This window comes from Brevibacterium aurantiacum (assembly GCF_007558825.1).
GTDB lineage: Bacteria > Actinomycetota > Actinomycetes > Actinomycetales > Brevibacteriaceae > Brevibacterium > Brevibacterium aurantiacum_A.
The window spans coordinates 420470-445934 of the sequence record NZ_VLTK01000004.1; the positions used below are offsets into that span (position 1 = coordinate 420470).

Sequence of the window (25465 nt, forward strand, 5' to 3'; positions counted from 1 at the left end):
GTTGCATGACCGAATGTTCAACAGCCCACCCACATGAGACAAAAGAATGATAAGCATGAAGTCATGGACAACTCCGCGCCCCTTTCCGCCGGCCATCTCCTCGTCAAGGAGCTCGAAGCCCACGGCGTCCAGCGTGCCTACCTGGTCCCCGGCGAGTCCTATCTCGACGTGCTCGACGGCCTCCACGACTCGACCATCGCCCCCATCGTCTGCCGCCAAGAGGGCGGGGCCGGCTACATGGCGGTGGCCGAGGGACGCATGACCGGCATTCCCGGAATCGCCATGGTCACCCGCGGTCCCGGTGCCTCGAACGTCATGGTCTCCGTCCACACCGCCTACCAGGATGCGACGCCGCTCGTCGTGTTCGTCGGCCTCATCCCCACCGCCCAGCGAGGTCGCGAGTCCTTCCAGGAATTCGATCTGGGCGGTTGGTTCTCGACGACGGCCAAGAAGGTCCTGACCCTCGATGACCCGGACAAGGCCGCCGAGGTGGTCGCCGATGCCATGCACACCGCCGTGACCGGCAGGCCGGGTCCCGTCGTCGTGGGCCTGCCCGAGGAGGTGCTCGTCCAGACCAGCGGCGGTCGAGTTCTCGCCCCGCGCACACACGGTTCCGCCGCACCGTATGCCGGCGATGTCACCGAGCTGCGGGCCCGCATCCTCCAGGCCGATTCTCCTGTGCTCATCATCGGCGGCGAGGACTGGTCGCCGGCCACCTCCCGCAGGATCGCCCAATGGTCGCGCGATCGCGGCCTCGGCGTGATCGGCACCTTCCGTGCCTATGACGGCATCGACCACGACAGCCCCAACTTCCTCGGCATGCTCGGCTTCGGCGCTTCTGCGGTGGCCAAGAGAACCTTCGCTTCAGCCGACCTGCATATCTTCCTCGGCTGTGTCCGCACCGATGTGGCCACCGATTCGTTCACGATCGGCACCGAGGCCAAGACTGTCGTCATCGGCCCCGACCCGGACGCCCATGGACACTTCGGCAGCCTCGACCAGCACATCGTCACCTCGGTCAACCGCTTCGCCCAGGCCCTGTTCACCGAGGACGGTTCGCGTGCCTATTCGGTCTCCTCGGACGGGTCCATCGATGAACCCGCTGTCGGCGATGAACACCTGAGCGGCAACGATGAGCCCGTGCCGCTTCCGGACTGGATCCGCGATGCCCGCGCCGAACTCGAGGAATGGAGGGTGCCGGTCACCACCTCGGCGAGCTCTAGCTCTGATGATGCCGGTGACGGCTTCGTCGACATGGATGAGGCATTCGTCCATGTCAAGGAGCTGCTGCCGGACAACGCGATCATCACCTACGGGGCCGGGAATTTCTCGGGCTGGGCCACCAGGTTCCTGCCCACGCACGGGTTCCCCTCGGCGCTGGGACCGCGCAACGGCTCGATGGGCTTCGGGCTCCCGGCCGCCGTTGCCGCCGGTCTCGTCCATCCCGAGCGGCCCGTGTTCTGCATCGCCGGAGACGGAGACTTCCTCATGAACGGCCAGGAGCTCGCCACAGCCGCACAGTACGGGGTGAACCTCACCGTCGTCGTCAACGACAACTCGGTCTACGGCACGATCCGCGGCCACCAGGACCGCGAGTATCCGGGTCGCGCAACGGGAACTGCCCTGTCCAGTCCCGACTTTGCGGCCCTGGCCACGGCCTTCGGCGGTATGGGACTGACGGTCGAACGCACCGCTGACTTCCGGGACGCCTTCGAGAAGGCCCTGGCTCATGAGGGTCCAGCCCTCGTCCGCTGCCTCACGGATCCCGCGATCCGCGGTGCCCGGGTGTGAGCGGGCCGATGCGCACCCTCCCACCGGCTGCACAGCCACGGACCCAACGGTTGGTGACTTCTCGTCGAAAATTCGCCTCGGATCGACCAGAAGTGACCAACTGTTGGGCGCTCGGACCGCGTTCCGAGTTCTCCGAGGCCGCGACGACCTCGGTCTCCGCGAAATCACACGCTCTCTCGCTGTAGCCGATTCCCACGCTCCAACTGATTCTCACGCTGCAAAGGTGACTGACATGAACATCGACGCGATCTTCACCGATCTTGATGCCCATACGCTCGACCCGGCACGTCCGCGGGCGAAGAAGATCGGCGTCTTCGCCGGGCGCATCATCGGCTTCGACGAGGAACTCGACGGCGTCACCGCAGATCGGGTCGAATCGCTGGGCGGGGCCACCGTGCTTCCTGGCTTCAACGACGTCCACTGCCACACCGCATGGTTCGGACTCACCCTGGCATCCATCGACGTCACAGCGCTGCCCGGCGGTCTGCCCGATGTCTATGCTGCGCTCGAGAAAGCGGCCGCGACGACACCGGCCGGCGAGTGGATCAACGCCACCGGCTACGCCCACCGTGACTACGACGGACAGTACCCGGAGCTCTCCCGCCTCGACGAGATCACCGGCGACCGGCCTCTGTTCATGCGGCAGACCTCTGGGCATGCCGCGCTCGTCAACACCGAGGCGATGAAGCGAGCGGGGATCCTCGACCCCGGCTTCAGCGACCCCGTGGGCGGCAAGGTCGTCACCGATGCGGCGGGTCACCCCACAGGTCTGGTCGAAGAGACCGCGCAGGGCCTCGTCCAGGACCTCATCCGCCCCTATTCGCTTGACACGATCGTCGAGGCCATCGACCTTGCGACTGCCTACTACGCAAAGGAGGGCATCACATCCTTCGGTGACTGCGGCGTCGCCTACGGGTGGATCGGGCACTCCCCCATCGAGGTCAGCGCCTACCTGCGTGCTCGCGAAGAGGGCAAGCTGCGTGCCCGCGCCCAGCTCCTGCCGCAGGCCGATGGTCTCCACGAGATCGCAGCGAATTCCGCCGACGGCTTCGGCATCGGACTCGATGCGGGAGTGCGCACCGGCCTCGGCGATGACCTCGTCTCGCTGGGACCCGTCAAGTTCTTCATGGACGGGGCGCTGAGCGGCGAGACCGCGGCTCTCCGGGAGAACTACGAGGGCAAGGACCATCCCGGCTATCTGCAGGACGACGCCGAGGTGCTGCGCAGGCAGATCCTGGACACCTACGCCTCCGGGTGGTCCGTCGCGGTCCATGCGATCGGCGATGCGGCCGTGGATGCTGCGGTGGCCAACATCGTCGACGCCCAGGCCAAGTATGGTCGCCGGGCCGTTCCCAACCGGATCGAGCACGCTGCCCTCGTCCATGATGAGCACCTGTCCACCTTGGCCGACAACGGTATCGTCGTGACCCCGCAGTCAGCGTTCGCCGAAGGTATCGGCGACGGAATGAACGCCTCACTGGGACCTGCACGCCGCTCACTGATCTACCGCGCGAAGTCCTTCCTCAACGCCGGCGTGCTCCTGGCAGGCAGCTCGGATCGCCCTTGCGCCGACGGCAATGCGCTGCGCGGCATCGAAGCCTTTGTGACCAGGAAGACCCGCGACGGCGACATCATGGGCTCGGCCGAGGAATGCCTGAGCGCCGATGAGGCGATCGCCGCCTACACCTCGGTCGCGGCCGAGGCCTCCGGACATGGCGCAGACAAGGGAACCCTCTCACGCGGGAAGCTCGCGGACTTCGTGGCCCTCGATGCCCACCCCTCCGAGGTCGAACCCGAGCAGATCTCACAGATCACGGTCCGCGCCACCGTCCTCGGCGGAGATTTCACCCACGACGCCCGCTAAACCTCCCCGACGTCACTAATAGCGCCCGGCGCCGGGGGTATTCAGTGACGTCGGGGAGGTTTAGCGGGAGAAGTCGAGGTCGGTGAGGACCTTCTCGAAGACGCCCAGGCCGGTCTCGAGGTCCTCTTCGCTGATGTTGATCGGCGGGACGACGTGGAGGCGGTGGTAGTTGCTGAAAGGCACGACGCCGTGTTCCTTGAGTGCGGCAACCACCGAGGCGACTTCGGGCGAGCCCCCACCGTAGGGCGCCAGCGGTTCGCGGGATTCCTTGTCCCAGACCAGTTCGATCGCCCAGAAGGCGCCGACTCCGCGGACTTCGCCGACGTGCTTCGAGTTCTCGGCTATCTGGCGCAGCCGTGGCCCGATGATCTCCTCGCCGATACGTCTGGCGTGCTCCATCATGCCCTCTTCGTCCATCGCCTTCATCGTGGCCACCGCTGCTGCGCAGGCCAGCGGGTGGCCGGAGTAGGTGAGCCCGCCGGGGTAAGCCTTCTGTGCGAATGAACCATAGATCGCATCGTCCATGATCACCCCTCCCAAGGGCACGTAGCCGGAGTTCACGCCCTTGGCGAAGGTGATGATGTCGGGCACCACGTCGAAGTGCTCGAAGGCGAACCATCTGCCGGTGCGACCGAACCCGGCCATCACCTCGTCGGCGATGTAGATGATGTCGTGCTTGTCGCACAGCGCACGGACGCCGCGCATGTAGTCGCTGCCCGGGAGCATGATGCCTGCTGTGCCCGGAATTGTCTCGAGGATGATTGCGGCGATCGTCGACGGCCCCTCGAGTTCGATGGTGCGCTCGAGGTGCCGCAGCGCCCGCTCGGTCTCCTCCGCCTCTGTGGTGGCAGAGAACTCGGACCGGTAGAGGAAGGGCCCGAAGAAGTGGACGACACCTGAGTCACCGCGATCATTCGACCAGCGACGCGGGTCGCCGGTGACGTTGACGGCGGTCTCGGTGCCGCCGTGATACGAGCGATAGCGGGAGAGGACCTTATGCTTGCCCGTGTGCAGCCGGGCCATGCGGATCGCGTGCTCGTTCGCGTCGGCTCCGCCGTTGGTGAAGAACACATGGTCGAGTCCGACCGGGGTGCGATCGGTGATGAGGCGGGCGGCCTCCGAACGAGCGCCGTTGACATGGGCGGGACTGATCGTGCACAGCAGGTCCGCCTGATCCTTGATGGCCTGGACGACCTTCGGATGCTGGTGCCCGATGTTGGTGTTGACCAGCTGGGAGGAGAAGTCGAGGAATGACTGCCCCTGGCCGTCGATGATGGTCGATCCCTGCGCACGGGAGACGGTCATCGGCTCAAGCAGCTCCTGCGCCGACCAGGAGTGGAAGACGTGCGCCCGATCGAGCTCGTAGGCCCTGGCGGATTCGTCCTTGATCGCTGAGATGTCTGCCTCGCTGAGCTGCTGCACAACGCATCACCCTTTCACCATTGTTCAGGTTCGTCCGATCATCGTAGATCAGATTCCGGTGAAACGGTCCGCGTCCGTGGTTTTCGGTAGAGTGACCGGCATGCCTTACCGCACGCTCGCCGCCGTGTCCGAAGCCGAGATCGAGATCAAGAAGTCACGCTTCATCGGATTCCTCGCACCGGTCGCCGATGAGGCAGAGGCCAGGGAGGTCATCGCCGAGCGCCGCAGCGCCCATCCGAAGGCGCGCCATCATTGCACCGCGTTCGTCCTCGATCCGGATTCGCGCACGCAGCGCTTCAGCGATGACGGCGAACCGGCAGGAGCGGCAGGGGCACCGATCCTCGACGTCGTCTCCGGTCACCAGCTGACGTTCGTCGTTGCGGTCGTGACCAGGTACTTCGGGGGAACTCTGCTGGGTGCGGGAGGACTCGTCCGCGCCTACGGCCAGGCCACCTCGGCGGCATTGGAGACGGCACGCGTGGTGACCAAACATGAGCTGGTGCCTGTGCGCGCCGAGGTCGACTATGCCCAGGCCAATGCCCTGGACCGGGCGGCCGGGAACAGAGGATGGACGACGCGGTCGCGCTACGGTGCCGCCGTCGTCATCGACATGATGGTCCCCGTCGCCGAGGTGGACGCGGCCCTGGCGATCTACGCAGACGTCACCGCAGGGCAGGCAGAGCCCGCCGTCGGTGACGTCGAATGGACGTGATCAGTGCTGGACTGATCAGTCCAGGGCTGCGATCTTTCCGACCTGTGCATTGGTCAGCATGACGAGATCTTCGGGACGGATTTCGATCTCGAGGCCGCGACGACCTGCGGAGACGAAGACCGAGGAGTGCTCGAGTGCGGTGCGGTCGATGACGACCGGCACAGCATGGCGCTGCCCGAACGGGGAGACCCCGCCGACCGGGTAGCCGGTGCGACGCTCGGTCTCGGCCACGCCAGCCAGCTGAGCCTTCTTCGCTCCGCGTGCGGAGGCGAGGCCCTTGAGGTCGAGCTGCCCGGACACGGGAACCAGGGCGGTGACGGGTGCGCCGTCGACCTGGATCATGAGGGTCTTGAATACTTGGTCCGAGCCCACGCCGAGCTTGTCGGCTGCTTCGGTTCCGTAACGGCGTGTGCTCGGATCGTGATCGAAGCTGTGCAGGGTGTAATCGATGCCTGCCAGGTTGAGCACACGGACGGCCGGGGTAGCCGCGCTTGTCGGTTTGGATGCCACTGTCATAAAGGGGTCGTGCCTCCTGCCCGTAAATCTGCGAGGACACGCGGAGCATTTCTGCCCAGGGCATTCGCCCCTGTGTTCCCGCGTCGATACGGACGGAATGTTGTATCGAGTGCTGATGGGTACCCGCCCACAATAAGCGAAGTCCCGGCCCGAGCGCCAATCAATGACGGTTGCTGAAGAGTCAGATACCACCTACGACCTGGGGTGACGCCGGCGTTCACGGTCAACTGCGGAGGTTGTACAGCTCAGCCCCAGCCGATCTCGTGGAGCCGTTCGTCATCTATTCCGTAGAAGTGTGCGATCTCGTGGACGATGGTGATGACGATCTCGCTCCGCAGGTGGTCTCGGTCTTCTGCGAAGGCAATGAGGTTGTCGCGGTAGAGGAAGATATTGTCCGGCAGCTCGAGTCCGGAGATGCCGCGCTCCCCCACCGGCGTTCCGTCATAGAGGCCCAGCAGATGTGTATTGCCATCCTCAGGCCGGTCCTCGACGAAAAGAGCGACATTGTCGAGCTCATCGGTCACGCCCGCTGGAAGCTGGTCGAGTGCCTCGTCAAGGATCGCTTCGAACTCTTCTTCACTGAGGTCTTCCATGCCCACCAGCCTAACGGGACGATCTCAGAAGGGACTGTGGGCCGCTGTCCCGCGGGCCTCAAACCTTTGTCCTCCATGCCCTCTCGCGGAGCCCGGAAACAGTGTGACCGAGGACACGGGTTGCCGGTTTGCACTCTTCGAAATGGTTGGGATAAGCTTAACGTCGTTGCCCCGGGGAATCCGAGGTCAACCTGGGCCCCCATCGTCTAGAGGCCTAGGACACCGCCCTTTCACGGCGGCGACACGGGTTCGAATCCCGTTGGGGGTACGGTGTAGGATTGTAAAGTCCGACATCGGATCAGATGCAACATAGTAAGGCCCTGTAGCGCAGTTGGTTAGCGCGCCGCCCTGTCACGGCGGAGGTCGCCGGTTCGAGTCCGGTCAGGGTCGCGGAGCACGAGGCTCTTCTTCGGAAGGGCCTTTGTTTCTCTCAACATACTTGACGTATGTTTGCGGCCTGGCTCTGTAGCTCAGTTGGTAGAGCGTTCGACTGAAAATCGAAAGGTCACCGGATCGACGCCGGTCGGAGCCACCACACAAGAGAACCCCCGGATTTCCTCAGAAATCCGGGGGTTCTCTGCGATTCCGGGCTCAGCCTTCTGCGAGCACCGGCCGGGAGTCCCCGGGCACCTGCTGCCGATGGCGCGGAGGAAGAATTCTGCCGCGACGATGGGCTGTGACGATGAAGATGGCACCGGCAAGCGTACAGAGGGCAATGGAGAACACGCTGCCTTCGGGACCGAAGTCTCCCCCGGTGATGAGCACCGGTCCAGACATCGTTGCATCCAACAGTCCCTGCGGCGTGTTGGCTCCGGATACCTCAGTGCTGAAGATTCCACCGGCAGCCATGTTCCACCCGAAATGCAGACCGATAGGCACCCACAGTCGTCTCGTCGCCATGTATGCGGCAGTGAGCATGAAGCCGGCCTCGACCGCGATGGCGATCGCACCGAAGAAGGAGGCGTTGGGGTTGAGCAGGTGCATGAGGCCGAACACCAGACCGGTGACCGCCATGGCGATCCATGAGCCTGTCCGCTCTTCGATGACCCGGAACAGGACACCTCGAAAGATCACTTCCTCAGTGACTGCGACTGCTGCCATGAACCCGAGCAATCCCAGCAGTGCCCCCGGGGATCCGAGGCCGTCGACGGTGTATCCGCCGAGGAGCGCAATGATCACGATGACGAGAGAGAACAGGCCGATGCCGATGAGCGCTCCGAGGCCGAGCGACCGGGCTGCGCCTGCGTGGGACACCTCGGTGACAGTGCGATTCTCCGTGCGCGAAACGACTGCGTGATAGACAACGAGCGTCAGGGTCGCAGTGATGAGCCCGGCCACCAGGGCCAGCACCCCATTCCCTCCGACGAAATCTGTGGCGACGCTTCCGAGGACGGTGACTGCCACGACGGCGATGAGCTGTTTGATGAAACGCACGATACTGACTCCATTCGCAGGATGACCGGAAGCGTCTGCCTCGGCCATCCACGACGGTAGAGGGCACCCGTCCGGGCCGACATCACTCCTGAGAGTGAAAACGGATGCGACCAACTGGTTACGTATCGGTAACCATGGCATGTAATGTGATGTCTGCAACTGGGTTCCCAATCGAACCATGCGCTCAGACTCACGATGCAAAGGAGCAGACATATGACCCGCGGTACCCAAATCAGAGGTGCACGAGTACTGATCACCGGTGCAGGCAGCGGCATCGGACGCCTGATGGCTCTGGACGCTGCGGCACGTGGAGCCGCAGAGATTCTCATCTGGGACCTCTCTGCCGAGACCGGTCAGGCCGTTCGCGATGAACTCGTGGCAACCGGAGCGAAAGCCCGTTCATTTGCAGTCAACGTGGGCGACTCCAGCCAGGTCACAGCTGCCGCAGAGGAAACCGGACCGATCGACGTCCTCATCAACTGCGCGGGAATCGTCACCGGCAAGAAGCTGCTGGAAGCCGATGAGGACGCAGTTCGACGCGTCTACGACGTCAATGTCTTCGCCCTGTATTGGACGACACGTGCCTTCCTGCCTGGAATGATCGAACGGAACCGCGGCAGCGTGGTCACCATCGCCAGCGCCGCTGGCCTCACCGGTGTGGCCAAGCAGACCGACTACTCGGCCAGCAAGTTCGCAGCTCTGGGCTTCACCGAGTCCCTGCGCAACGAACTGCGCACCGACGGCAGCAAGGTCGGAACTCTCGTCGTGTGTCCCTTCTACATCAACACAGGCATGTTCGAGGGTGTCACGACGAAGTTCCCCCGTCTCCTGCCCATCCTCGAGGAGAACTACGTCGCCACCAAGGTCATCGACTCCATCGAAGCCGGACGTGAGCAGCTGATTATGCCCGCCCTGGTCCGTCTGCTGCCAAGTCTGCGTTTGCTGCCGACACGGGCATTCGACCGAACCTTGGACTTCCTCGGCGTCAACAAGACCATGGAGCACTTCACCGGCCGTCGTCCCGTGGCCGCGGAACCCAACACTGCCTCGCCGGCTGCGGAGCTCAATTCTGCCGACCCCGCCGCTGCCAGGGGCTGACGAGGGACACGAGCTCCTCCTTTCCTCGTCCGCACCCAGCCTGGGTGACAATGAGAGGAGGAGCATCGACGCGGAGTTCACAGGCGCACTGAGGCCGCTGAGAAGGAGGACGCTATGCCCCTCACCGATCTGGTCCTCGAAGGCGGAGGAGCAAAACTTCCCGGGCTCGTCGGCGCTGTCAATGCGCTGACCTCGGCCGACTACTCCATCCACCGCATCGCGGGAACCTCAGCCGGCGCGATCGTTGGCGCGTTGGCCACCGCGGGCATTCCACCTGAGCGCCTCACCGAGACGATCCTCGGCAAAGACTTCACCGACTTCGAGGACCTCAGCCCCGCCTTCCGATTCACGCCATGGCTCGGAAAGGTCCAGGGGCTGCTGTTCCACAAGGGAATGTACCTCGGCACTGCCCTCCACGACTTCCTTGACGATATCCTCACCGCACAGGGCATCCGCACATGGGCAGACCTCCGCCTGCACGACCCGGAAAGTGCCTTGCCTCCCGAACGGCAGTACCGCCTCGTCGTCATCGTCTCGGATGTCTCCCGCGGTCGAATGCTGCGTCTGCCCTGGGACTACCGCCCGGCGCTCGGCGTCGACCCGGACTCGCAGTCCGTCGCGGACGCTGTCTGCGCCTCGGCGGCGATGCCGTTCTACTTCCGACCCAGATCACTGCCGGCCGATCGCCGCATCGCCGGCGGCTCATCGGTGCTCGGCTCGGACGGGGGCCTGCTGTCGAACTTCCCCGTCGACCTCTTCGACCGAAAGGATCAGCGACCAGCGCGCTGGCCGACTCTGGGAGTGATGCTGTCAGCCAGGACGACGGCAGGCGCACAATGGCGACCGAATGCGAACACCTACCAATACGCCGTTTCTCTCCTGTCGACCATGATCAATGCCCACGACCGACGCCACATCGACGAACCTTCGATCACCGAGCGGACGATCTTCGTCGACACCGACCGCCACAGCAGCACCGATTTCGCCCTGTCACGGGGGGACAAACTCGACCTCATCGACTCGGGGGCGAACGCGGCTCGATCATTCCTCAAACGCTGGGACTGGCTTGAATGGAAGGAGCACCACGGGCGCCGATGAGCTGCGGCGCCTTTGAGCCGCCGCACCACAGGTATCGCCATGGACCCTATCGGCAAGGCCGAGCTCGCGTGCAACAATGTCCGTGAGAGTTATACTGATCGACCACACGCGAAGGAGAGATCATGAGCGACAATCCCAACGAACCGACGCAGTGGCAGGACGACCTGGAGGTCGAGGACCCGACGCTCGACGAGCCCACCGCTGATGACTTGGACGACCCAGAGCTCAACGCGGCTGAGGCCGACGCCCTCGACGTCGACAGTGATCTCGACGCTTCGTCCGCTCCCTCTGTCGAACCCGGCGCCGAAGGTCCGGAAGGAACCGGCATCGAAGGCGCCGATAACGAGCTGTTGGATGCCAAAGACATGGAATCGGGAAATGCAGCGCCCGACATACCGGACGAATTCTCCACCGATTCCTCACCTGCAGCCGAACAGGGGAACCGGCGCAGCGATCACATGGTCTCCGAGGACCACGACGATGCAGAGGTAGCCGAACTTTCCGGTGATGACCTCGATGTCGACGCACTCGCCGACGATGGGATCGAGCAACGGGGTCTATGAGTCCACGTCCGAGACCGCGAAATATGACAGGACGTTCGCGGTCTGTGCCGGGCGGCCAGAAGCCAGGCCTTCCAAGGACTGCAGAGCCATAGACACCGCAGTTCGATAGAGCAGCGACCCCGTGCTGATCCTCGCTACGCCCACGTCGGCCAACTGCTCAAGTGAGAAGCGAGGACTGGCGAGGACGTTGACCGGCAGCGGGCAGGCATCGACGATGCCGGCGATGACGTTCAGTTCGAGATCGCCGGGAACGAAGATCCCATCGGCTCCGGAATCAACGTAGCGCCGCATCCGGTCGAGGGTATCGCCGAGGTTGTCCTGCCCTGTCCAATAGGTGTCGATCCGAGCATTGACGAAGAGATCCGGAAATTCGTCCTTGATCGCGTTCACCTTGCCAGCAAGCGCCACCGCGGGGAGGAGTCGACCGCGAGCAGAATCCTCGATGTTGATGCCGTCGACGGCGAGGACACCCTCAGATGAGGCACGATGTCCACCCGGTGCAACCGCCGGGGCAGGCAGACTCGGGAAACTCCTTCGCAGAATATCGACGACGCCCTTCGGATCGTCGCTGTACCCATCTTCGAAGTCGCAGGTGAGCAGGCCCTCTGGCAGTGCTCGCCGCATGTTCGCGATGAGAGCGGCCATCGCAGTCAGAGTCTCGCGGTCCTCATCGGCGGCGCCGATGCCGGCCGCCACACCGAGACTGGTCGTGCCGACGGCAGGGTGACCAGCCTCGGCGAACAATCGGGCACTCGCCACATCCCAGGCGCAGGGCAGAATGAATGGCTCCCCCGGGCGGTGCAGACGGTGGAAGGTAGGGATCGGTGCGGACGGTGTGCTCATAGCTGTGTCACCTCTGTGATCAGGATCCAGTCGAGACGCTCCCGGCCGGCAGGTGTGAGTTTGAGAGCTCGACTGCTCGGTCGGCGCGTGATCCACGTGCGGTCGAGAAAGTCGCGGCACAGTTCGTCTCCGAGCCACCCGCCGAGGTGGGTCCGTCGTTCCGTCCAATCGAGGCAGCGGCGTGTGACCGGACGGGCAGATGTCGTTGTGGTCGGCACATCGATGCCCCACGCCTCCGCGATTGCCTCCCTACCGGAATCGGTCACGGTCACCGCCTCGTCGATCCACCCGTGTGCGCTCAGGGCTGCGAACAATCGGACGCCGAGCTTTCCTGCGATATGCCGGTAACAGGTCCTCGCCTCGAGGAGGTGACGGTCACGGGTCTTCGCAACCAGAGACGAGGCCGATTCGACCCGCTGGCTTGCGAGGGCTCCGGTGTGCTCGAGCCAATCGGCGATATCTGCCGAGGCGAGCTGGACATAACGGTGCCGACCCTGTCGGCGCTCCGCCAGGACTCCGCGGTCGATGAGGATGCTGACATGTTCCGAGGTCGACGACATCGGCAGCCCGAGTGCACGGGACAACTCGGTCAGCGTCCAGGCTCTGCCGTCGAGGACGCAGGTGCAGATCATCACTCGTGTGGGCTCGGCGATGGCCGATGCGAGTGCGGCGATGTCCGGCGCCGCTTCCTGGTGTGCCCTGCTCATGCCTCCATGCTAGGACTCCAACGGTTCGGGCAGTGCCGAAGTGACCTCGCGCTGTGGCATATGGTGGACAACGATGACAGAGACAGCGGATGTGAGGGGGCAGTCATGACAGACATGACGGTGGACGACTCGGCGGCAGACCGCCTGGAATCCGCACTGTCGGGACGAATCGACCGGTCGGCCATGGACACCGTCGCAAATCTCGCACACCAGGTCTCCCTCCCTGAGCTCACCCGGCTCGTCCACACGACGACCCCGCTGCAGTCGGCGGTCCTGTTCCGAGTACTGGACAAGGACGGGGCCCTGGCGGTGTTCGAGAATCTGACGCCGAGCTATCAGGCGGACCTGATCCAGAACCTCCGCGAACCCGAGATCGCCGATATCGTCGAGGGCCTGGACCCCGACGACCGTGCCGAACTCTTCGGTGAGCTTCCGGCCAATGTCACCCGACGGCTCATGAGCGGACTCGACGCCGAGGAACGGGAGATGACGACGGCCGTTCTCGGGTATCCGAAGTCGGCGATCGGCCGCTACATGTCCCCTGAGGTGCTCAGCCTCCACGAGGATTGGACGGCCGCCGAGGCGATGGAGGTCGTTCACTCCCGCATCGACGGACCCGAAACCGTCTACCTGCTGCCGGTGGTCGGCCCTGGCCGTGTGCTCCTCGGCGTCGTGTCGCTGCGCAATCTCATCGCCGCCGACGAGTCGACGGTCATCAGTGAAATCGTCCGCGATTCCATCAGCACCCATGCGCTCACCGACCGTGAGGAGGCATCCCGCCAGTTCCTCTCGCACCGGCTCATCGCGATGCCGGTTGTCGACGAGGAGGAACGGCTCGTGGGCATCTTGACGATGGACGATGTCCTCGACATCGTCGACGAGGAGGACGCGGAGGACATCGCTCGGTCCAGCGGTTCCGAACCCCTCGACCGTTCTTACCTGTCGAGCACCATCGTGCGCCTGGTCAGGAGCCGCATCGTCTGGCTGCTCGTCCTCGCAGTCTCCGCGATCCTCACCGTCCAGGTCCTCGAAGTGTATGAGGACCGGCTCGATCAGGTCGTCATCCTGGCCCTGTTCATCCCCCTGCTGACCGGCACGGGCGGCAACACCGGCAACCAGGCCGCGACGACAGTGACCCGGGCGCTGGCCGTCGGCGAGGTGAGGGTCCGCGATCTCGGCCGGGTCATCTGGAGGGAGCTGCGAGTCGGCGCACTGCTGGGAGCCGTTCTCGGCCTGTTGGGCTTCCTCGTCGCCGGCCTCGTCTACGGGTGGGCGATCGGCCTGGTCATCGGGCTCACCCTGCTGTCCGTGTGCATCATGGCCGCGACCGTAGGCGGACTGATGCCAATCATCGCGAAGAGGGTGGGCGCGGACCCTGCCGTGTTCTCCAACCCCTTCATCTCCACGTTCTGCGATGCCACTGGCCTCATCCTCTACTTCTCGATCGCGACGGCGGTGCTGGGTCTGAGCTGACTCGCAATCCTCGCTGACGCCCGAGGGCTCAGGCCGACCACGCCTCCCACAGCCGGGCGTAGCGGCCGCCCTGGGCGACGAGTTCCTCGTGTGGGCCCTCTTCGACGATCTGTCCGTGCTCCATGACGAGCACGCGATCAGCGGTCTCGGCCTGACTGAGGCGGTGGGCGACGACGAGGGCTCCGCGCCCGGCAAGTGCGGCCCTGGCCGACTGCTCGAGGGTATGGGCTCCGGCGGATCCCGCCTCGGCGGTGGCCTCGTCGAGGATTGCGAAGTCCGGATTCGCCAGTACAAGACGGGCGAGGGCGATCGTCTGCTCCTGCACCGCGCTCAGACGGGTTCCGCCGTCACCGACCTCGGTGTCGGAACCGTGTGCAAGTTCGCTCACCCAATCGGCTCCCACCATGTCCAAGGCCGCAGCGACCTGTTCGTCCGATGCGTCAGGGACGGGCAGGGCGACGTTGTCGCGCAGGGTGCCGTTGAAGGTATGGACCTCCTGGGCGACCATCGTGATGTGCGAGCGCAGCACGAATTCGGGCAGCGCGGTCAGAGGAGCCACCGACTGTTCATTTTCGGTGCGCTCTTTCGCCGAGGAGGCTGTGCCGGATTCGAGTCGCGCCGAACCGTGCGTGGGTGCGGAGAGTCCGGCCGCGATCCGTGCCAGCGTGGACTTCCCGGCCCCGGTGGTGCCGACGACGGCGACGACTTCGCCCGGCTCCAGTCGCAGATTCACGCCCTTGAGGACGTGGTTGCTCGATTCCGGATCCTCGTCGTAGGTGAACCACAGGTCTTCCAACACCACTGCGGGCCGGTCGATGCTGATGTCGGTCGTCCGCCTCGGCGAGCTGGCGGCTTCGTCGATGACGCCGACCATGCGGGTCAGCGAGGCACCCGCGGATTGGATCTGGTCGAAAAGGCCGACTAGGGCGCCGATGGGATTGAACAGGCGGTGGAAGACCAGGGCCGCGGTGGTCACGGCGCCTGCGGTCGTCTCGCCGGCGAAGACCAGGACGAATCCGGCGATGAGGAGCAGGGAGAGTACGACAGCCTCGGCGCGGTTATTGCGCGAGAAGGCGCGGGTGAGGAAGCTGAACACTCCGATCGACAGGTCCCTGGCCTGCCCGGAGGCCGAGTCGATACGAGCCAGCTCTCCTGACTCAGCTCGGTAGGCACGCAGGGTCTGTGCTCCTGTGAGCCCGCCCAGCAGCCGACCGGCGCGACGGCCGAACGCCGCCCGCTCCTCCTTGTAGATCGGCTCCGACCTTGGCAGATACCAGCGCAGGGTGAGCCAGTACATCGGCAGTGCAACGAGGCCCACCAGTCCCAGTCGCCAGTCGATCGCGCCCAGGCCCACGGCGGAGACGATGACGATGAGAAGTGATTCGACGACGAGTGGCAGTACCTGCGCGGCCGCCTCGCTGATCTTGCGGGAATCGTCGGCGACGCGGGAGACCAGGTCGCCGGTGCCAGTCTTCTCGATGCGCTGGGAATCCAGTCTGAGCGCGGACTCGACGACCTGAGTGCGCAGCTCGGCGACGACGGGCATGGCGATATGGGCCAATGACCAAGCGCTGACCCACGTGCCCAGTGCCATGACGATGCCGGCGGCCGCAACAGCGATCGCGCAGATCCAGACGAGATCCGAGCCGGCGCCGGTGGGCAGTTCGTCGACGAGGCGGCCGATCGCCCAGGGCCCGACGAGCCCGGCACCGGCGTTTGCCAGACCCGAGACGGCGAGCACAACAAGCCATCCGGTTCGCGCCCGCAACAGCGGTGCCAGGTGGGAGAAGGAGCGTCGCCTCGAGGCGATCGACAGAGTAGCGGGCGCGGGGGACGCGGTCATCGGGTCACCGCCTGACGGTAGGACTCTGCGGCCGCTGACTCCGCTGCGAGGAGTTCGGCGTGACCGCCGATGAGAACCTGTCCGTTCGCAGGGACGAAGACAACCGTGTCAGCGGCTGCCAAGAATGCCGGAGAGCTGGTGACGATGACGGTGGCAGCCGATCGGCTGGCTCGACGCAGATCGCTCACTCCGCTCGAGATGCGTGCCTCGGTGACGGCGTCGACGGCGGTGGTGGGTTCGTGGAGGACGAGGATGCTCGGGTCGGCGTTCAGCGCTCGGGCAAGGGCCACGCGCTGCCGTTGGCCGCCCGAGAGGTTGCCGCCGAGTTCCTGGATTCGGTGGTCGAGTCCCCCGTCGACGAGTCCGAGGAGTTCGTCGACCCCCGATGCGAGGAGCACCTCTGCGGGGACGGGGTGGTCGGTCGTGCCGACGACCATGGTGATGTTGGAGCGGATCGTGCCCTCGAAGAGGTCGACGGTGTGGGGCGAGACGATCATCTGGTCGGGACTCGTTCCGCGGGCATGGGATGCCAGCGCTGCGAGGAGTGCCGTCGTCGGCTCGGCGCGCTCGGTGACGATGCACGTCAGCGAGCCGAAGTCGGTTGTAAAGTCGACGCTGCGGTGCTCGCCGACTGCCCAATCGCGGACGTCGACCGCGGTGTCGCCGATGTGGATCCTTGTCGGCCTCCCGCCTCGGTGTGGGGCGCTGTTGTCGGATTCTGTCTCGTCGGATTCTGTCTCAGCGGCTGCGTCGGTCGAGGTGAGTGCCGTGGCCGAGGGAACAGCCTCGGAGGAGTCGATGTCGGTCAGGAGCCTGGCGATCCTGCCTGCCGCGCCGTGCGATTGGGCGAAGAGGCCGACGATGTCGGCGAGCGCGCGCATCGGCTCGGTGAGGAATGCGGTCATACCGAGGATTCCGATGAGTGCACCGACGCTCATCTGCCCTTCGACGAGCCGCAGGCTTGCGACGACGAGGACGACCGCGAGCACCATCGACATCACGAGAGCACCCAAGCCTGCGAGTCGGCCTGTTCTCTCACCGGTGGCGATGCCGGCTGTCGCGGCCTCGTCGGAGGTCTTCTCATAGCGGCGCACGGCCCAGGGCTCACCGCCCATGGCCTTGATCACGCGCAGTCCGTGCATGAGGTCGGATGCGGAACGACCGGCTCCGGCGACTGCTTCGAGCTGGGTTGCGGCCTTCGCAGACACGGAACGGCTGGGAAGGGCGACGATGAGCAGCCCGAAGGGTACGGCGATGAGGACGACGAGCCCGGTCACTGGGTCAGCGACGAGGAGGAATACTGCGGCAGTCACCATGCCCAGCACCGAAGCGATGCCGCGCCCGGCCTGGGCGAAGGACTGAGCTGCGGTGTCGGCGTCTGCCGAAGCGATCGAGAGGACCTCACCGGAGGCTCGGTCGGGTGGAAGGCTCGCCGAGGTGAGCGCGGCGTGGGTGATCTCGACGCGAAGGGCATGGGCTTCGTGTTCACGGGCGGAGTTGCAGAAGCGGGAGCCGAAACGATACCCGAGGCTGAGCACCGTGAACAGCAGTCCGATGCCGATGATCGAGACCGCGAGCATCGGAAGGGAGCGCGGGATGATCGCGACGTCGACGACGATTCCGATGGCGACGGGCACGAGCGCCTCACAGACCTGCCACAACGACAGGGTGATGGCTCCGGGCACGAGCAGCGCGAGTCGACGCCGGGCGGCCCTGCGCAGCAGCATCGAACCTGATGAGGGAGTCTTCGGCACGAAGGCTACCCTAACATTTTGCGAGGAGCCATGAACGGCTTGCTTGGGCTTACGATTGCCTTATGGGCAATAGGCTCGATGACAACATCTCCTCAGCGGCGAACCGCACCATCGTCGTCACCGGTGGCAACAGCGGAATCGGTCGGGCAACAGCGTCCATGCTGGCGGGCATGGATGCTCAAGTGGTGCTTGCCGTTCGCAACTTGGACAAGGGACGAGCTGCAGCTGACGCGATGCGTGGGACCGTCGACGTACGACATCTCGACCTCGCCGATCTCGCCTCGGTGCGCGCCTTCGCTGAGGAATTCACAGAGCCCATAGACATCCTCATCAACAATGCGGGGATCATGGCCCCGCCCTTGGGTCACACCGCCGACGGGTTCGAATCTCAGTTCGGCACGAACCACCTCGGCCATTTCGCCCTGACCAACCTGTTGCTTCCCCAGATCCGAGATCGGGTAGTCACCATCTCTTCGATCGGGCATCGGATGGGGACAATCGACTTCGATGACCTCAATTGGGAACGCAGACCGTATAAGCCGATGGCGGCCTACGGGCAGTCGAAGCTCGCCAACCTTCTCTTCACCTCCGAACTCCAGCGACGGCTCACCGAGGTGTCCTCCTCCGTCATCGCGGCCGCGGCCCATCCGGGCCTGGCGGCGACGAACCTCTACCGGCTGCAGGGAAACCGAACGCTCGCATCCGTCACCGAGGCCCTGATCGGTCTGATCTCGCAGAACGAGCAGCAAGGTGCTGTGCCGACATTGTGCGCAGCCACAGCCGACATCCCAGGCAACAGCTATGTCGGCCCACGCCGATTCAAGGAGACTTTCGGACAGCCGAAACTCGTCGGCCGCTCAGCTGCAGCCAAGGACGCCGAAGTTGCCCGACGTCTGTGGACGGTGTCGGAGGAGCTGACAGGGGTCGGGTTCCCGCTTTAGGTCGTGTGGTTCGTTGCGTGCCGCTTTTTCAGCACCCCATCCACTTGCCTCAGCGGCCTACCGAAACGCCTGTTCACCTGTGATGTGACGACCCAGAATCAGAGTGTGCACCTCATCCGTGCCTTCGTAGGTGCGCACCGATTCGAGGTTGTTGGCGTGGCGCAGCGGTGAGTATTCGAGCGTGATGCCGTTGCCGCCGAGCATGGACCTGGCCTCCCTGCAGATGGCGATCGCCTCACGGCAGTTGTTGAGCTTGCCGACCGAGATCTGGATCGGGTCGAGCGTGCCCGCGTCTTTGAGTCGCCCAGTCTGCACGGCCACGAGGATGCCCTTCTGGATCTCGAGGACCATATTCACCAGCTTCTGCTGGGTGATCTGATAGCCGGAGAGAGGTTTGTCGAACTGCATCCTCTCCTGCGCATACTTCAGAGCCACCTCATAGGAGTCACGGGCCGCACCCATCACACCCCACATGATTCCGTAGCGGGCTTCGTTGAGGCAGGAGAAGGGCCCCTTAAGGCCTTTTGCTTCGGGAAGGACCGCCTCGGCGGGAAGTTGGACGTCTTCGAGGGCGATGTCGCATTGGATGGAGGCTCGCATGGAGAGCTTCTGTTCGATCGGAGTCGCGGAGAATCCGGCAGTGTCGGTGGGGACGAGGAAGCCGCGGATACCGTCGTCGGCGGCGGCCCAGATGACCGCGATGTCGGCGATGGAGGCCAGGCCGATCCAGCGTTTGGCTCCTTTGAGGGTCCACGTGCCATCATCATTGCGTACTGCTGTGGTGGCCATCGATCCTGGGTCGGACCCGGCAGTGGGCTCGGTCAGGCCGAAGCAGCCGATGATCTCACCCTTGGCCATGCCCGGCAGGTAACGATTCTTCTGCTCTTCGGAGCCGAATTTGTGGATCGCGGACATGGCCAGGGATCCCTGCACGGACACGAAGGTCCGCAGTCCCGAGTCACCTGCTTCGAGCTCCATGGCCGCGAGACCGTATTCGACGGCGGATCGCCCCGGGCAGCCGTAGCCGTGCAGGTGCATGCCCAACAGTCCGAGGTCGCCCATCTCGGCCACGATCTCTCGGGGGAAGACGGCGTTCTCATACCAGTCGGCGATGTTCGGACGGAAACGCTCATCGACGAAGGCCCGCACCTTGTCGCGAAGTTCGATCTCGGACCTGCTGAAGAGTCCTTCGAGGTTGAGGAGGTCGGACTTGTCGAGGTCGGCGGCATCGTGCGCGGTGGCGGTCGTAGTCATTTCAGTCTCCTGTGGTGGCTGGGTGTGGGTGGACGGCGCCGCCGAGGATCTCGTGAGTATCTGCGCCGAGCTCCGGTGGCGCGGAACGCACGGGTGGCCGGACTCCGTTGAAGTTGACGGGGAAGGCCACCTGTCGCATCGGTCCGGCGGTGGGGTGCTCGACGGTCTGGACCATTCCCAGGGCCTCGGTCTGCGGATCGGCATAGACCTCGTCGAGGTGTTTGATCGGCGCAGCAGGAATTCCGGAGGTCGAGAACAGTGCACACCAATGGTCGACGGTATTCGTGCGCAGGGTGCGGGAGAGTTCCTCGTTGAGGTATTCGCGGTTCTCGACTCGACCGCGGTTGGCCGACAAGCGTTCGTCACCGCCGAGATCCGGCCGGTCGATGGCGGTGCAGAGGCTCCGCCACAGGGAATCGTTGCCGATTGCGATGACGAAGTAGTCATCGGCGGCAGGATAAGCCTGGTAGGGCACGAGGTTGGGGTGACCGGAACCCAGAGCGTGCGGGCGTTGGCCGTCGGCGAAGTAGTTCGTCGCCCAGTTCACGTGCAGCGCCAGCTGCCCTTCGTAGAGCGAAGTCGTCAGGTATTGGCCCTTGCCTGTTCGGCTGCGTTCGAAGAGCGCGGAGACGATGCCGATGATGCCGAACAGTCCCGCACCCAGGTCGCCCATCGCGAACCCGGCCTTCATCGGCGGTCCCCCTGCTTCTCCTGTCAGGGACATGAGCCCGCCGCGGGCCTGAGCGACCATGTCGTAGCCGGGTTCATCGCGCATCGGGCCGTGGTCCCCGTAGGCGGAGATGTGGAGGATGACGAGGTGTGGGAACTCCGCCGAGAGCTCCTTGTAGTCGAAGATCGTCTGCAGGGAGCTGCCGGGCCTGAAATTCTCGACGAGGACATCGGCCTCGGCTAACAGATCGTGGACCTGTGCCTGTCCACGGTCGGATTTGAGGTCGATCGTCACGGACTTCTTGCTGTGGTTGGCGGCGTGGAAGTAGGTGGCATCGGCGCCGACCATCGGCGGGCCCCAGGCTCGGGTCGGGTCTCCCCCATCAGGGTGCTCAACCTTGATCACCTCGGCACCGAGGTCGGCCAGTGACATCGTGGCATAGGGTCCGGCGAGGATCTTCGAGAGATCGATGACGCGCACGCCGGCGAGTGGTCCTTCGAAACTCCCGCCTGCCGCAGTGCTCGCATCGGGAGTGGATTCTGTTTCTGTGGTTCTCACGACTTGCTCCGGTGTTGTGCGTGGTTTCAGGCCACGGGTGCGGGTGTTGGGGCGACGTCGACTCGCATAGCGTCGCGGGGCACGGTCTTGCCATCGACGATGTCCTCGAAGTGGGACAGGGTGTCGACCACGGTGTGCTCATCGCCTGTGATGTTGCTGCCGATGAAGGTCCTGGCGACGAGCAGCTTTCGGAAGTTGGCATCGCAGGTGACTTCGGCATCGGCCTGTTCGAGCAGCAGGGACGCCATGATCAGCTGTGCCAGATCGTCGGCAAAGCCGCCGATGAGAGCCTCGCCCGCATCGGCCTCGGCATTCAGAATCGCGTCACCGCGATCGGCGATCGCGCTCCATCTGTTCAGAATCTCACGGATCTCAGGGCCCGCCTCGGCGAGGTTGATGGTGTTCAGCTTCTGCGTCATCGTCTCAGCCAGGAGCCTGTGGGTGTTCTGTTTGCGCATGCACCGCAGGACGTCGAGGGCGATGACGTTGCTCGAGCCCTCCCAGATCGAGCCCAGGTGGGAGTCGCGGACGAGGCGGGCATCGGGGAATTCCTCGATGTAGCCGCGACCGCCGCGGACCTCCATCGCCTCACCGGTGACGAACCGGGCGCGTTTGCAGATGTAATGCTTGGCCAGCGGGGTGAGTGCGCGGATCTGCGCGGCCGCATCCGCATCCCCGCCGTCGGCTCGTTGCAGCATGTCACCGCAGTAGAAGACGAGACCCAGTGCGGCCTCGGCTTCGGCCTGCAGCGGCAGGAGCGTCATACGCATCAAGGGTGCCTCGACGAGCGCCTTGCCGAAGACTACGCGCTGGCGGGCGTGGGCGAGCGCTTCGTTGATCGACCGGCGCATGAGGGCGGTGGCGCGCATCGCGTTGGACAGTCGGGAGGTGTTGACCATCTCCGCCATCTGTCGAAATCCGCGTTCAAGTTCGCCGACCTGAATGGCATAGGCACCGTTGAGGGTGACCTCGCCGCTGGGCATGGACCTGGTGCCGAGCTTGTCCTTGAGCCTGTCGATGACATAGGAGTTCTTCGTCCCGTCCGGACGGTGCTTGGGCAGCATGAACAGTCCGACTCCACGTGTGGTGTCATCGCCGCCGGGGAATCTGGCGAGGGTGAGGATGATGTCGGCGTCCGGGTTCGAGGCGAACCACTTGCGGCCGGACAGGGCCCAGTTCTCGCCGTCAAGTTCGGCCACGGTCGAAGTCTGAGCGATGTCGGTGCCGGCATGGATCTCGGTCATGAACATCGCACCGGTGAACCGACGCTCGGGGTCGGTCGAGATGAGACGATCAATCGCCTCGGCGATCTGCTCGCCTTCCCCGAACTTCCGCAGGGTCCGCGCCGCGGCGTCGGTCATCGACACCGGGCAGGCGAGGCCGAACTCGGCTTGGACGAATACGTAGGAGAGTATGTATTTGACCAGGTGAGGTGGTACGTCTGCCCAGCCGTGGAGGCCTCTGTGTGAGAGTGCGGAAAGTCCGTACTCTTCGTAGGCGGCCTTCTGCAGCTCCAGGTAGCTGTGGTGGTAGTCGATCATGTCGACGCGATCGCCCTCGCGGTTGAACTGCGCCAGCGTCGGCGGGTTCTTGTCTGCGACGTCTGCCAGTGGGGCGAGACGCTGTGCAGCGTCGGCGCCAAGTGCAGTGAGTACCGGGGCCAGCAGCTCCTGATCGCTCGTGTCGAGGTAGGACTCGATGAGGGGCCGCAGAGCGGGATCGAGGTCGATGTAGTTCATGGTTCCTTACTGTTCCACTTGTATTACACGGTGTCCAAGACGTAATTTCATGTGTATTAATTGGAGTTCTTTATTAATACTTAGCTGTCTGCGGAGACGGCCGAACAACAACGAAAGCGGGCACCATGGAGCTACGGCATTTCTCGGCTTTCCTCGCCGTGGCACAGGAGCTGCACTTCGGACGGGCGGCGGAGACACTGCACATCGCGCAGCCGGCCTTGAGCCAGATGATTCGCGCCCTCGAGAAGGACCTCGACGTGGCGCTGTTCGAACGGACAACGCGCCGGGTGCGACTGACTTCTTCAGGTGAGGCGCTGCTCGAGCCCGCTCGCGCGATCCAAGCCCAGGTTGAAGGTGCGCGACGTATCGCTCGCGCTGCCAAGGAAGGCGAGGTCGGCCGGGTGCGGATCGGGTTCGGCGGCACGAGCGGCTATTCGATCCTGTCCCTGCTCGCCCGGGAGGTCGCGCACCGACAACCCGGCATCAGCCTGGAGATGCACCCACAGACGTATTCCGGTGAGTCGGCCTTGGCCGTTCGCGACGGGACCATGGACATGGGGATCATCTCCCCGCCAGCACCAGCGGGCATCGCCGTGCACGTCATCCGGCAGGAGCGGGTCATGGTCGCAGTCCCCACCAGCCACGAACTCGCCGGGGCTAAGAGCGTATCAATGGCGGATCTGAAGGAGCAGCCATTCATCACCTACGCGCCCTCGCACGGTTCGCAGGTGCGGGAGGCGATGATGCGCCTGGCCGATCAGGCCGGCTATCTTCCGCACATCGCGCAGGAGGCGCCGGATCCGTACAGCCTGCTCGCACTTGTGGGAGCGCAGGTCGGGATCGCAATCGTCGTCGAGTCCTCGAATCACATCCGCATCGACGGGGTCACCTATGTTCGCCTCGCCGAGGGTGGGGATGCGTTCACCCTCGCGCTGGGATGGCGCCGCAACAATCCCTCGAAGGCCCTGGCTCGGGTAGTCGAGATCGTGCAGGAGATCATCCCCGCGGCGCGCACCTCCCGCTAAAACTCCCCGACGTCACTAAAACTCCCCGGCGCCACGCGTATTTAGTGACGTCGGGGAGGTTTAGTGGGGCGCGGACTACCAGCTGATCACGTGGGGAACGCTGACGTGCTTGAGGCCCTCGAGGCCGAACTCGAGGCCGAAGCCGGACTTCTTCACACCGCCGAAGGGAATCCGCGGGTCCACGGCGCCGTGTTTGTTGATCCACGTCGATCCTGCCTCCAAGCGGGCTGCGACCTTCTTGCATTCCTCAAGGTCACTGCCCCAGACCGAGGAGCCGAGGCCGACCTCGAGCTCGTTGGCCCACCCGATGGCCTGTTCCAGGTCTGTGTACCTGATGATCGGCAGGACAGGTCCGAACTGTTCTTCGGCGACCAAGGGGTTGTTGTTGTCGATATCTGCCACGAGCGTGGTCGGATAGAAGTATCCGGGCTGATCGGCAGCGGGGTCACCTCCGGTGAGGACTCGAGCTCCACCGTCCTTCGCCGCCTGGACGAGCTTGGCGACGATATCGTACTGCTGTCTGTTCTGCAGCGGCCCGAGCACGTTCTCCTCTTCGAGGCCCACTCCCATCGGTGACTGCTTGGCCACCTCGACGAGGGCATCGCAGACCTGGTCGTAGAGGGAGTCGGGCACGTAGAGGCGCTTCATCGCTGCACAGGTCTGACCGGTGTTGATGAATGCACCCCAGAACAGGTCGCCGGCGATGGCCGCGGGATCGGCGTTCTCGAGCACGATTCCCGCGTCGTTGCCGCCCAGTTCCAAGGTCAGCCGGGCCAGAGTATCGGCCGCCGAGGCCATGATCGCCTGGCCAGTCTTCGTCGAACCGGTGAACATGATCTTGTCGACATCGGTGTGGGAGGTCAATGCTGCACCGACGTCGCCACCGCCGGGAACCACGGTCAGCACATCGGCGGGAAGGACCTGATTGACCACCGCGACCAGTGCCTGCACCGACAGCGGCGTGTATTCGGAGGGCTTGAGCACTACGGTGTTGCCCATCTTCAGCGAGGGCGCGAACTGCCAGACCGAGATCATCATGGGCCAGTTCCAGGGCCCGACGGCGCCGATGACGCCCACCGGTGCGTAGTGAAGTTCGGCGTGGGTCTCCTCATCGTCGACGAGAGTTTCGGCGTCGAGCTCGAAGGCAGCATTCGCCCGCAGCCACGCAGCGCAGGCACCCACTTCGAAGCGGGCATTGGGTCCGTTGAGCGGCTTGCCCTGCTCACGTGAGAGCAGTTCTGCCAGGGCTTCGGCGGAGGCTTCGATCGCGTCGGCGGCCTGATTCAACAGGCCGCTGCGTTCCTGCGAGGTCCGCGCTGCCCAATCGGACTGGACCCTGCGGGCGGCAGCCACAGCGGTGTCGATGTCGGCGGGGCTGCCCTCACGGGTGCGGCCGACAACCTCGCCTGTGGCGGGGTCGAGCAGCTCACGACCGCTCGGGTCCTCGATGGACGACAGCAGTCCTGCGTAAGTGGTGACGTCGGTGCTCATGATTCTCCCTTTCTGGAGGTTGACTTGGCTGATCTCGGTGGTTGTCGATGGTTCATGGGGCGGATCGGCAGGGTCT

Annotated in this window: 21 protein-coding genes and 3 tRNA genes; 12 read left to right on the forward strand and 12 right to left on the reverse strand. The window is 64.6% G+C overall.

What is annotated here, in order from left to right; genetic code table 11:
• The first annotated feature begins 63 nt into the window (after window positions 1-63).
• Together FO013_RS09300 and FO013_RS09305 are read left to right on the forward strand one after the other, a co-directional pair.
• Window positions 64-1791, forward strand: a complete 1728-nt coding sequence (locus FO013_RS09300) for a thiamine pyrophosphate-dependent enzyme (RefSeq protein ID WP_143922250.1) — start codon at window positions 64-66, stop codon at window positions 1789-1791.
• Between the two features lie 232 nt (window positions 1792-2023).
• A complete protein-coding gene (locus FO013_RS09305; RefSeq protein WP_143922251.1) occupies window positions 2024-3655 on the forward strand; it encodes an amidohydrolase in 1632 nt (543 codons plus the stop codon).
• Between the two features lie 60 nt (window positions 3656-3715).
• On the opposite strand, the gene FO013_RS09310 is transcribed toward FO013_RS09305, so the two are convergent.
• Window positions 3716-5077: an aspartate aminotransferase family protein gene (locus FO013_RS09310; RefSeq protein ID WP_143922252.1), complete on the reverse strand. Its 1362-nt coding sequence runs from the start codon at window positions 5075-5077 to the stop codon at window positions 3716-3718.
• 100 nt (window positions 5078-5177) lie between these two features.
• On the opposite strand from FO013_RS09310, the gene FO013_RS09315 reads away from it, so the two are divergent.
• Window positions 5178-5789 (forward strand): YigZ family protein, encoded by a 612-nt coding sequence (locus FO013_RS09315; protein ID WP_143922253.1) that lies wholly within the window; start codon window positions 5178-5180, stop codon window positions 5787-5789.
• A 15-nt stretch (window positions 5790-5804) separates the two neighbouring features.
• Here FO013_RS09315 and ybaK read toward each other — a convergent pair whose 3' ends face one another.
• Entirely contained in the window at window positions 5805-6305 is a 501-nt protein-coding gene (ybaK, locus tag FO013_RS09320) for a Cys-tRNA(Pro) deacylase (protein WP_143922254.1), read from the reverse strand.
• 245 nt (window positions 6306-6550) lie between these two features.
• Window positions 6551-6898, reverse strand: coding sequence for a metallopeptidase family protein (locus tag FO013_RS09325; RefSeq protein ID WP_143922255.1), 348 nt, complete (start codon window positions 6896-6898; stop codon window positions 6551-6553).
• Window positions 6899-7093: 195 nt separating this feature from the next.
• On the opposite strand from FO013_RS09325, the gene FO013_RS09330 reads away from it, so the two are divergent.
• From FO013_RS09330 to FO013_RS09340, 3 genes are all read left to right on the forward strand, one after another.
• A tRNA-Glu gene (locus tag FO013_RS09330) sits at window positions 7094-7166 on the forward strand.
• 48 nt (window positions 7167-7214) lie between these two features.
• Window positions 7215-7288 (forward strand) — tRNA-Asp (locus tag FO013_RS09335).
• A 69-nt stretch (window positions 7289-7357) separates the two neighbouring features.
• Window positions 7358-7433 (forward strand) — tRNA-Phe (locus tag FO013_RS09340).
• Between the two features lie 56 nt (window positions 7434-7489).
• Here the strand turns inward: FO013_RS09340 and FO013_RS09345 are convergent.
• On the reverse strand, window positions 7490-8332 hold the full coding sequence (locus FO013_RS09345; protein ID WP_143922256.1) for a CPBP family intramembrane glutamic endopeptidase: 843 nt from the start codon (window positions 8330-8332) through the stop codon (window positions 7490-7492).
• 213 nt (window positions 8333-8545) lie between these two features.
• Here FO013_RS09345 and FO013_RS09350 point away from each other — a divergent pair, with 213 nt between their 5' ends.
• The 3 genes from FO013_RS09350 (at window position 8546) to FO013_RS09360 (ending at window position 11091) form a co-directional block, all read left to right on the forward strand.
• Complete coding sequence (locus FO013_RS09350; protein ID WP_143922257.1) at window positions 8546-9430, forward strand: SDR family oxidoreductase; 885 nt, start codon at window positions 8546-8548, stop codon at window positions 9428-9430.
• 114 nt (window positions 9431-9544) lie between these two features.
• Window positions 9545-10528 (forward strand): patatin-like phospholipase family protein, encoded by a 984-nt coding sequence (locus tag FO013_RS09355; protein WP_143922258.1) that lies wholly within the window; start codon window positions 9545-9547, stop codon window positions 10526-10528.
• A gap of 122 nt (window positions 10529-10650) precedes the next feature.
• The gene (locus tag FO013_RS09360; protein ID WP_143922259.1) at window positions 10651-11091 is read left to right on the forward strand and encodes a hypothetical protein; all 441 of its coding nucleotides are present in this window, start codon (window positions 10651-10653) and stop codon (window positions 11089-11091) included.
• Here FO013_RS09360 and FO013_RS09365 read toward each other — a convergent pair.
• The gene (locus FO013_RS09365) at window positions 11086-11934 is read right to left on the reverse strand and encodes an isocitrate lyase/PEP mutase family protein (protein ID WP_222103594.1); all 849 of its coding nucleotides are present in this window, start codon (window positions 11932-11934) and stop codon (window positions 11086-11088) included. The genes FO013_RS09360 and FO013_RS09365 overlap by 6 nt on opposite strands.
• Entirely contained in the window at window positions 11931-12641 is a 711-nt protein-coding gene (locus FO013_RS09370; protein WP_143922260.1) for an ArsR/SmtB family transcription factor, read from the reverse strand. Before FO013_RS09370 ends, FO013_RS09365 begins: the two co-directional genes overlap by 4 nt.
• 105 nt (window positions 12642-12746) lie before the next feature.
• On the opposite strand from FO013_RS09370, the gene mgtE reads away from it, so the two are divergent.
• On the forward strand, window positions 12747-14114 hold the full coding sequence (mgtE, locus tag FO013_RS09375) for a magnesium transporter (protein WP_143922261.1): 1368 nt from the start codon (window positions 12747-12749) through the stop codon (window positions 14112-14114).
• A gap of 28 nt (window positions 14115-14142) precedes the next feature.
• Here mgtE and FO013_RS09380 read toward each other — a convergent pair whose 3' ends face one another.
• Window positions 14143-15957 carry an ABC transporter ATP-binding protein gene (locus tag FO013_RS09380; protein WP_143922262.1) on the reverse strand — a complete coding sequence of 605 codons (1815 nt, stop codon included), beginning with the start codon at window positions 15955-15957 and terminating at the stop codon, window positions 14143-14145.
• A complete protein-coding gene (locus FO013_RS09385; protein ID WP_260848072.1) occupies window positions 15954-17711 on the reverse strand; it encodes an ABC transporter transmembrane domain-containing protein in 1758 nt (585 codons plus the stop codon). Before FO013_RS09385 ends, FO013_RS09380 begins: the two co-directional genes overlap by 4 nt.
• A 62-nt stretch (window positions 17712-17773) precedes the next feature.
• Between FO013_RS09385 and FO013_RS09390 the strand changes: the two genes are divergently transcribed.
• Window positions 17774-18652, forward strand: a complete 879-nt coding sequence (locus tag FO013_RS09390; protein WP_143922263.1) for an oxidoreductase — start codon at window positions 17774-17776, stop codon at window positions 18650-18652.
• A 57-nt stretch (window positions 18653-18709) separates the two neighbouring features.
• Here FO013_RS09390 and FO013_RS09395 read toward each other — a convergent pair whose 3' ends face one another.
• Genes FO013_RS09395 through FO013_RS09405 form a run of 3 tightly spaced genes read right to left on the reverse strand, consistent with a single transcriptional unit; the run spans window position 18710 to window position 22873 of the window.
• Window positions 18710-19906 (reverse strand): acyl-CoA dehydrogenase family protein, encoded by a 1197-nt coding sequence (locus FO013_RS09395; RefSeq protein WP_143922264.1) that lies wholly within the window; start codon window positions 19904-19906, stop codon window positions 18710-18712.
• Window position 19907: 1 nt separating this feature from the next.
• Complete coding sequence (locus tag FO013_RS09400; RefSeq protein ID WP_222103595.1) at window positions 19908-21134, reverse strand: CaiB/BaiF CoA transferase family protein; 1227 nt, start codon at window positions 21132-21134, stop codon at window positions 19908-19910.
• 26 nt (window positions 21135-21160) lie between these two features.
• A complete protein-coding gene (locus tag FO013_RS09405; protein ID WP_143922265.1) occupies window positions 21161-22873 on the reverse strand; it encodes an acyl-CoA dehydrogenase family protein in 1713 nt (570 codons plus the stop codon).
• A gap of 125 nt (window positions 22874-22998) precedes the next feature.
• Here FO013_RS09405 and FO013_RS09410 point away from each other — a divergent pair, with 125 nt between their 5' ends.
• Window positions 22999-23898: a LysR family transcriptional regulator gene (locus tag FO013_RS09410; protein WP_143922266.1), complete on the forward strand. Its 900-nt coding sequence runs from the start codon at window positions 22999-23001 to the stop codon at window positions 23896-23898.
• Between the two features lie 75 nt (window positions 23899-23973).
• Here the strand turns inward: FO013_RS09410 and FO013_RS09415 are convergent, their stop codons facing one another.
• Window positions 23974-25389 carry an aldehyde dehydrogenase family protein gene (locus tag FO013_RS09415; RefSeq protein WP_143922267.1) on the reverse strand — a complete coding sequence of 472 codons (1416 nt, stop codon included), beginning with the start codon at window positions 25387-25389 and terminating at the stop codon, window positions 23974-23976.
• Window positions 25390-25465: the final 76 nt, after the last annotated feature.

Bases quoted from the DNA above. Each gene is read 5' to 3' on its own strand.
- FO013_RS09360 (WP_143922259.1), top strand. From the start codon at position 10,651: ATGAGCGACAATCCCAACGAACCGACGCAGTGGCAGGACGACCTGGAG.
- FO013_RS09315 (WP_143922253.1), top strand. From the start codon at position 5,178: ATGCCTTACCGCACGCTCGCCGCCGTGTCCGAAGCCGAGATCGAGATC.
- ybaK (WP_143922254.1), bottom strand. From the start codon at position 6,305: ATGACAGTGGCATCCAAACCGACAAGCGCGGCTACCCCGGCCGTCCGT.
- FO013_RS09395 (WP_143922264.1), bottom strand. From the start codon at position 19,906: ATGACTACGACCGCCACCGCGCACGATGCCGCCGACCTCGACAAGTCC.
- FO013_RS09300 (WP_143922250.1), top strand. From the start codon at position 64: ATGGACAACTCCGCGCCCCTTTCCGCCGGCCATCTCCTCGTCAAGGAG.
- FO013_RS09305 (WP_143922251.1), top strand. From the start codon at position 2,024: ATGAACATCGACGCGATCTTCACCGATCTTGATGCCCATACGCTCGAC.
- FO013_RS09370 (WP_143922260.1), bottom strand. From the start codon at position 12,641: ATGAGCAGGGCACACCAGGAAGCGGCGCCGGACATCGCCGCACTCGCA.
- mgtE (WP_143922261.1), top strand. From the start codon at position 12,747: ATGACAGACATGACGGTGGACGACTCGGCGGCAGACCGCCTGGAATCC.
- FO013_RS09390 (WP_143922263.1), top strand. From the start codon at position 17,774: ATGGGCAATAGGCTCGATGACAACATCTCCTCAGCGGCGAACCGCACC.
- FO013_RS09350 (WP_143922257.1), top strand. From the start codon at position 8,546: ATGACCCGCGGTACCCAAATCAGAGGTGCACGAGTACTGATCACCGGT.
- FO013_RS09380 (WP_143922262.1), bottom strand. From the start codon at position 15,957: ATGACCGCGTCCCCCGCGCCCGCTACTCTGTCGATCGCCTCGAGGCGA.
- FO013_RS09415 (WP_143922267.1), bottom strand. From the start codon at position 25,389: ATGAGCACCGACGTCACCACTTACGCAGGACTGCTGTCGTCCATCGAG.
- FO013_RS09410 (WP_143922266.1), top strand. From the start codon at position 22,999: ATGGAGCTACGGCATTTCTCGGCTTTCCTCGCCGTGGCACAGGAGCTG.
- FO013_RS09355 (WP_143922258.1), top strand. From the start codon at position 9,545: ATGCCCCTCACCGATCTGGTCCTCGAAGGCGGAGGAGCAAAACTTCCC.
- FO013_RS09405 (WP_143922265.1), bottom strand. From the start codon at position 22,873: ATGAACTACATCGACCTCGATCCCGCTCTGCGGCCCCTCATCGAGTCC.
- FO013_RS09365 (WP_222103594.1), bottom strand. From the start codon at position 11,934: ATGAGCACACCGTCCGCACCGATCCCTACCTTCCACCGTCTGCACCGC.
- FO013_RS09325 (WP_143922255.1), bottom strand. From the start codon at position 6,898: ATGGAAGACCTCAGTGAAGAAGAGTTCGAAGCGATCCTTGACGAGGCA.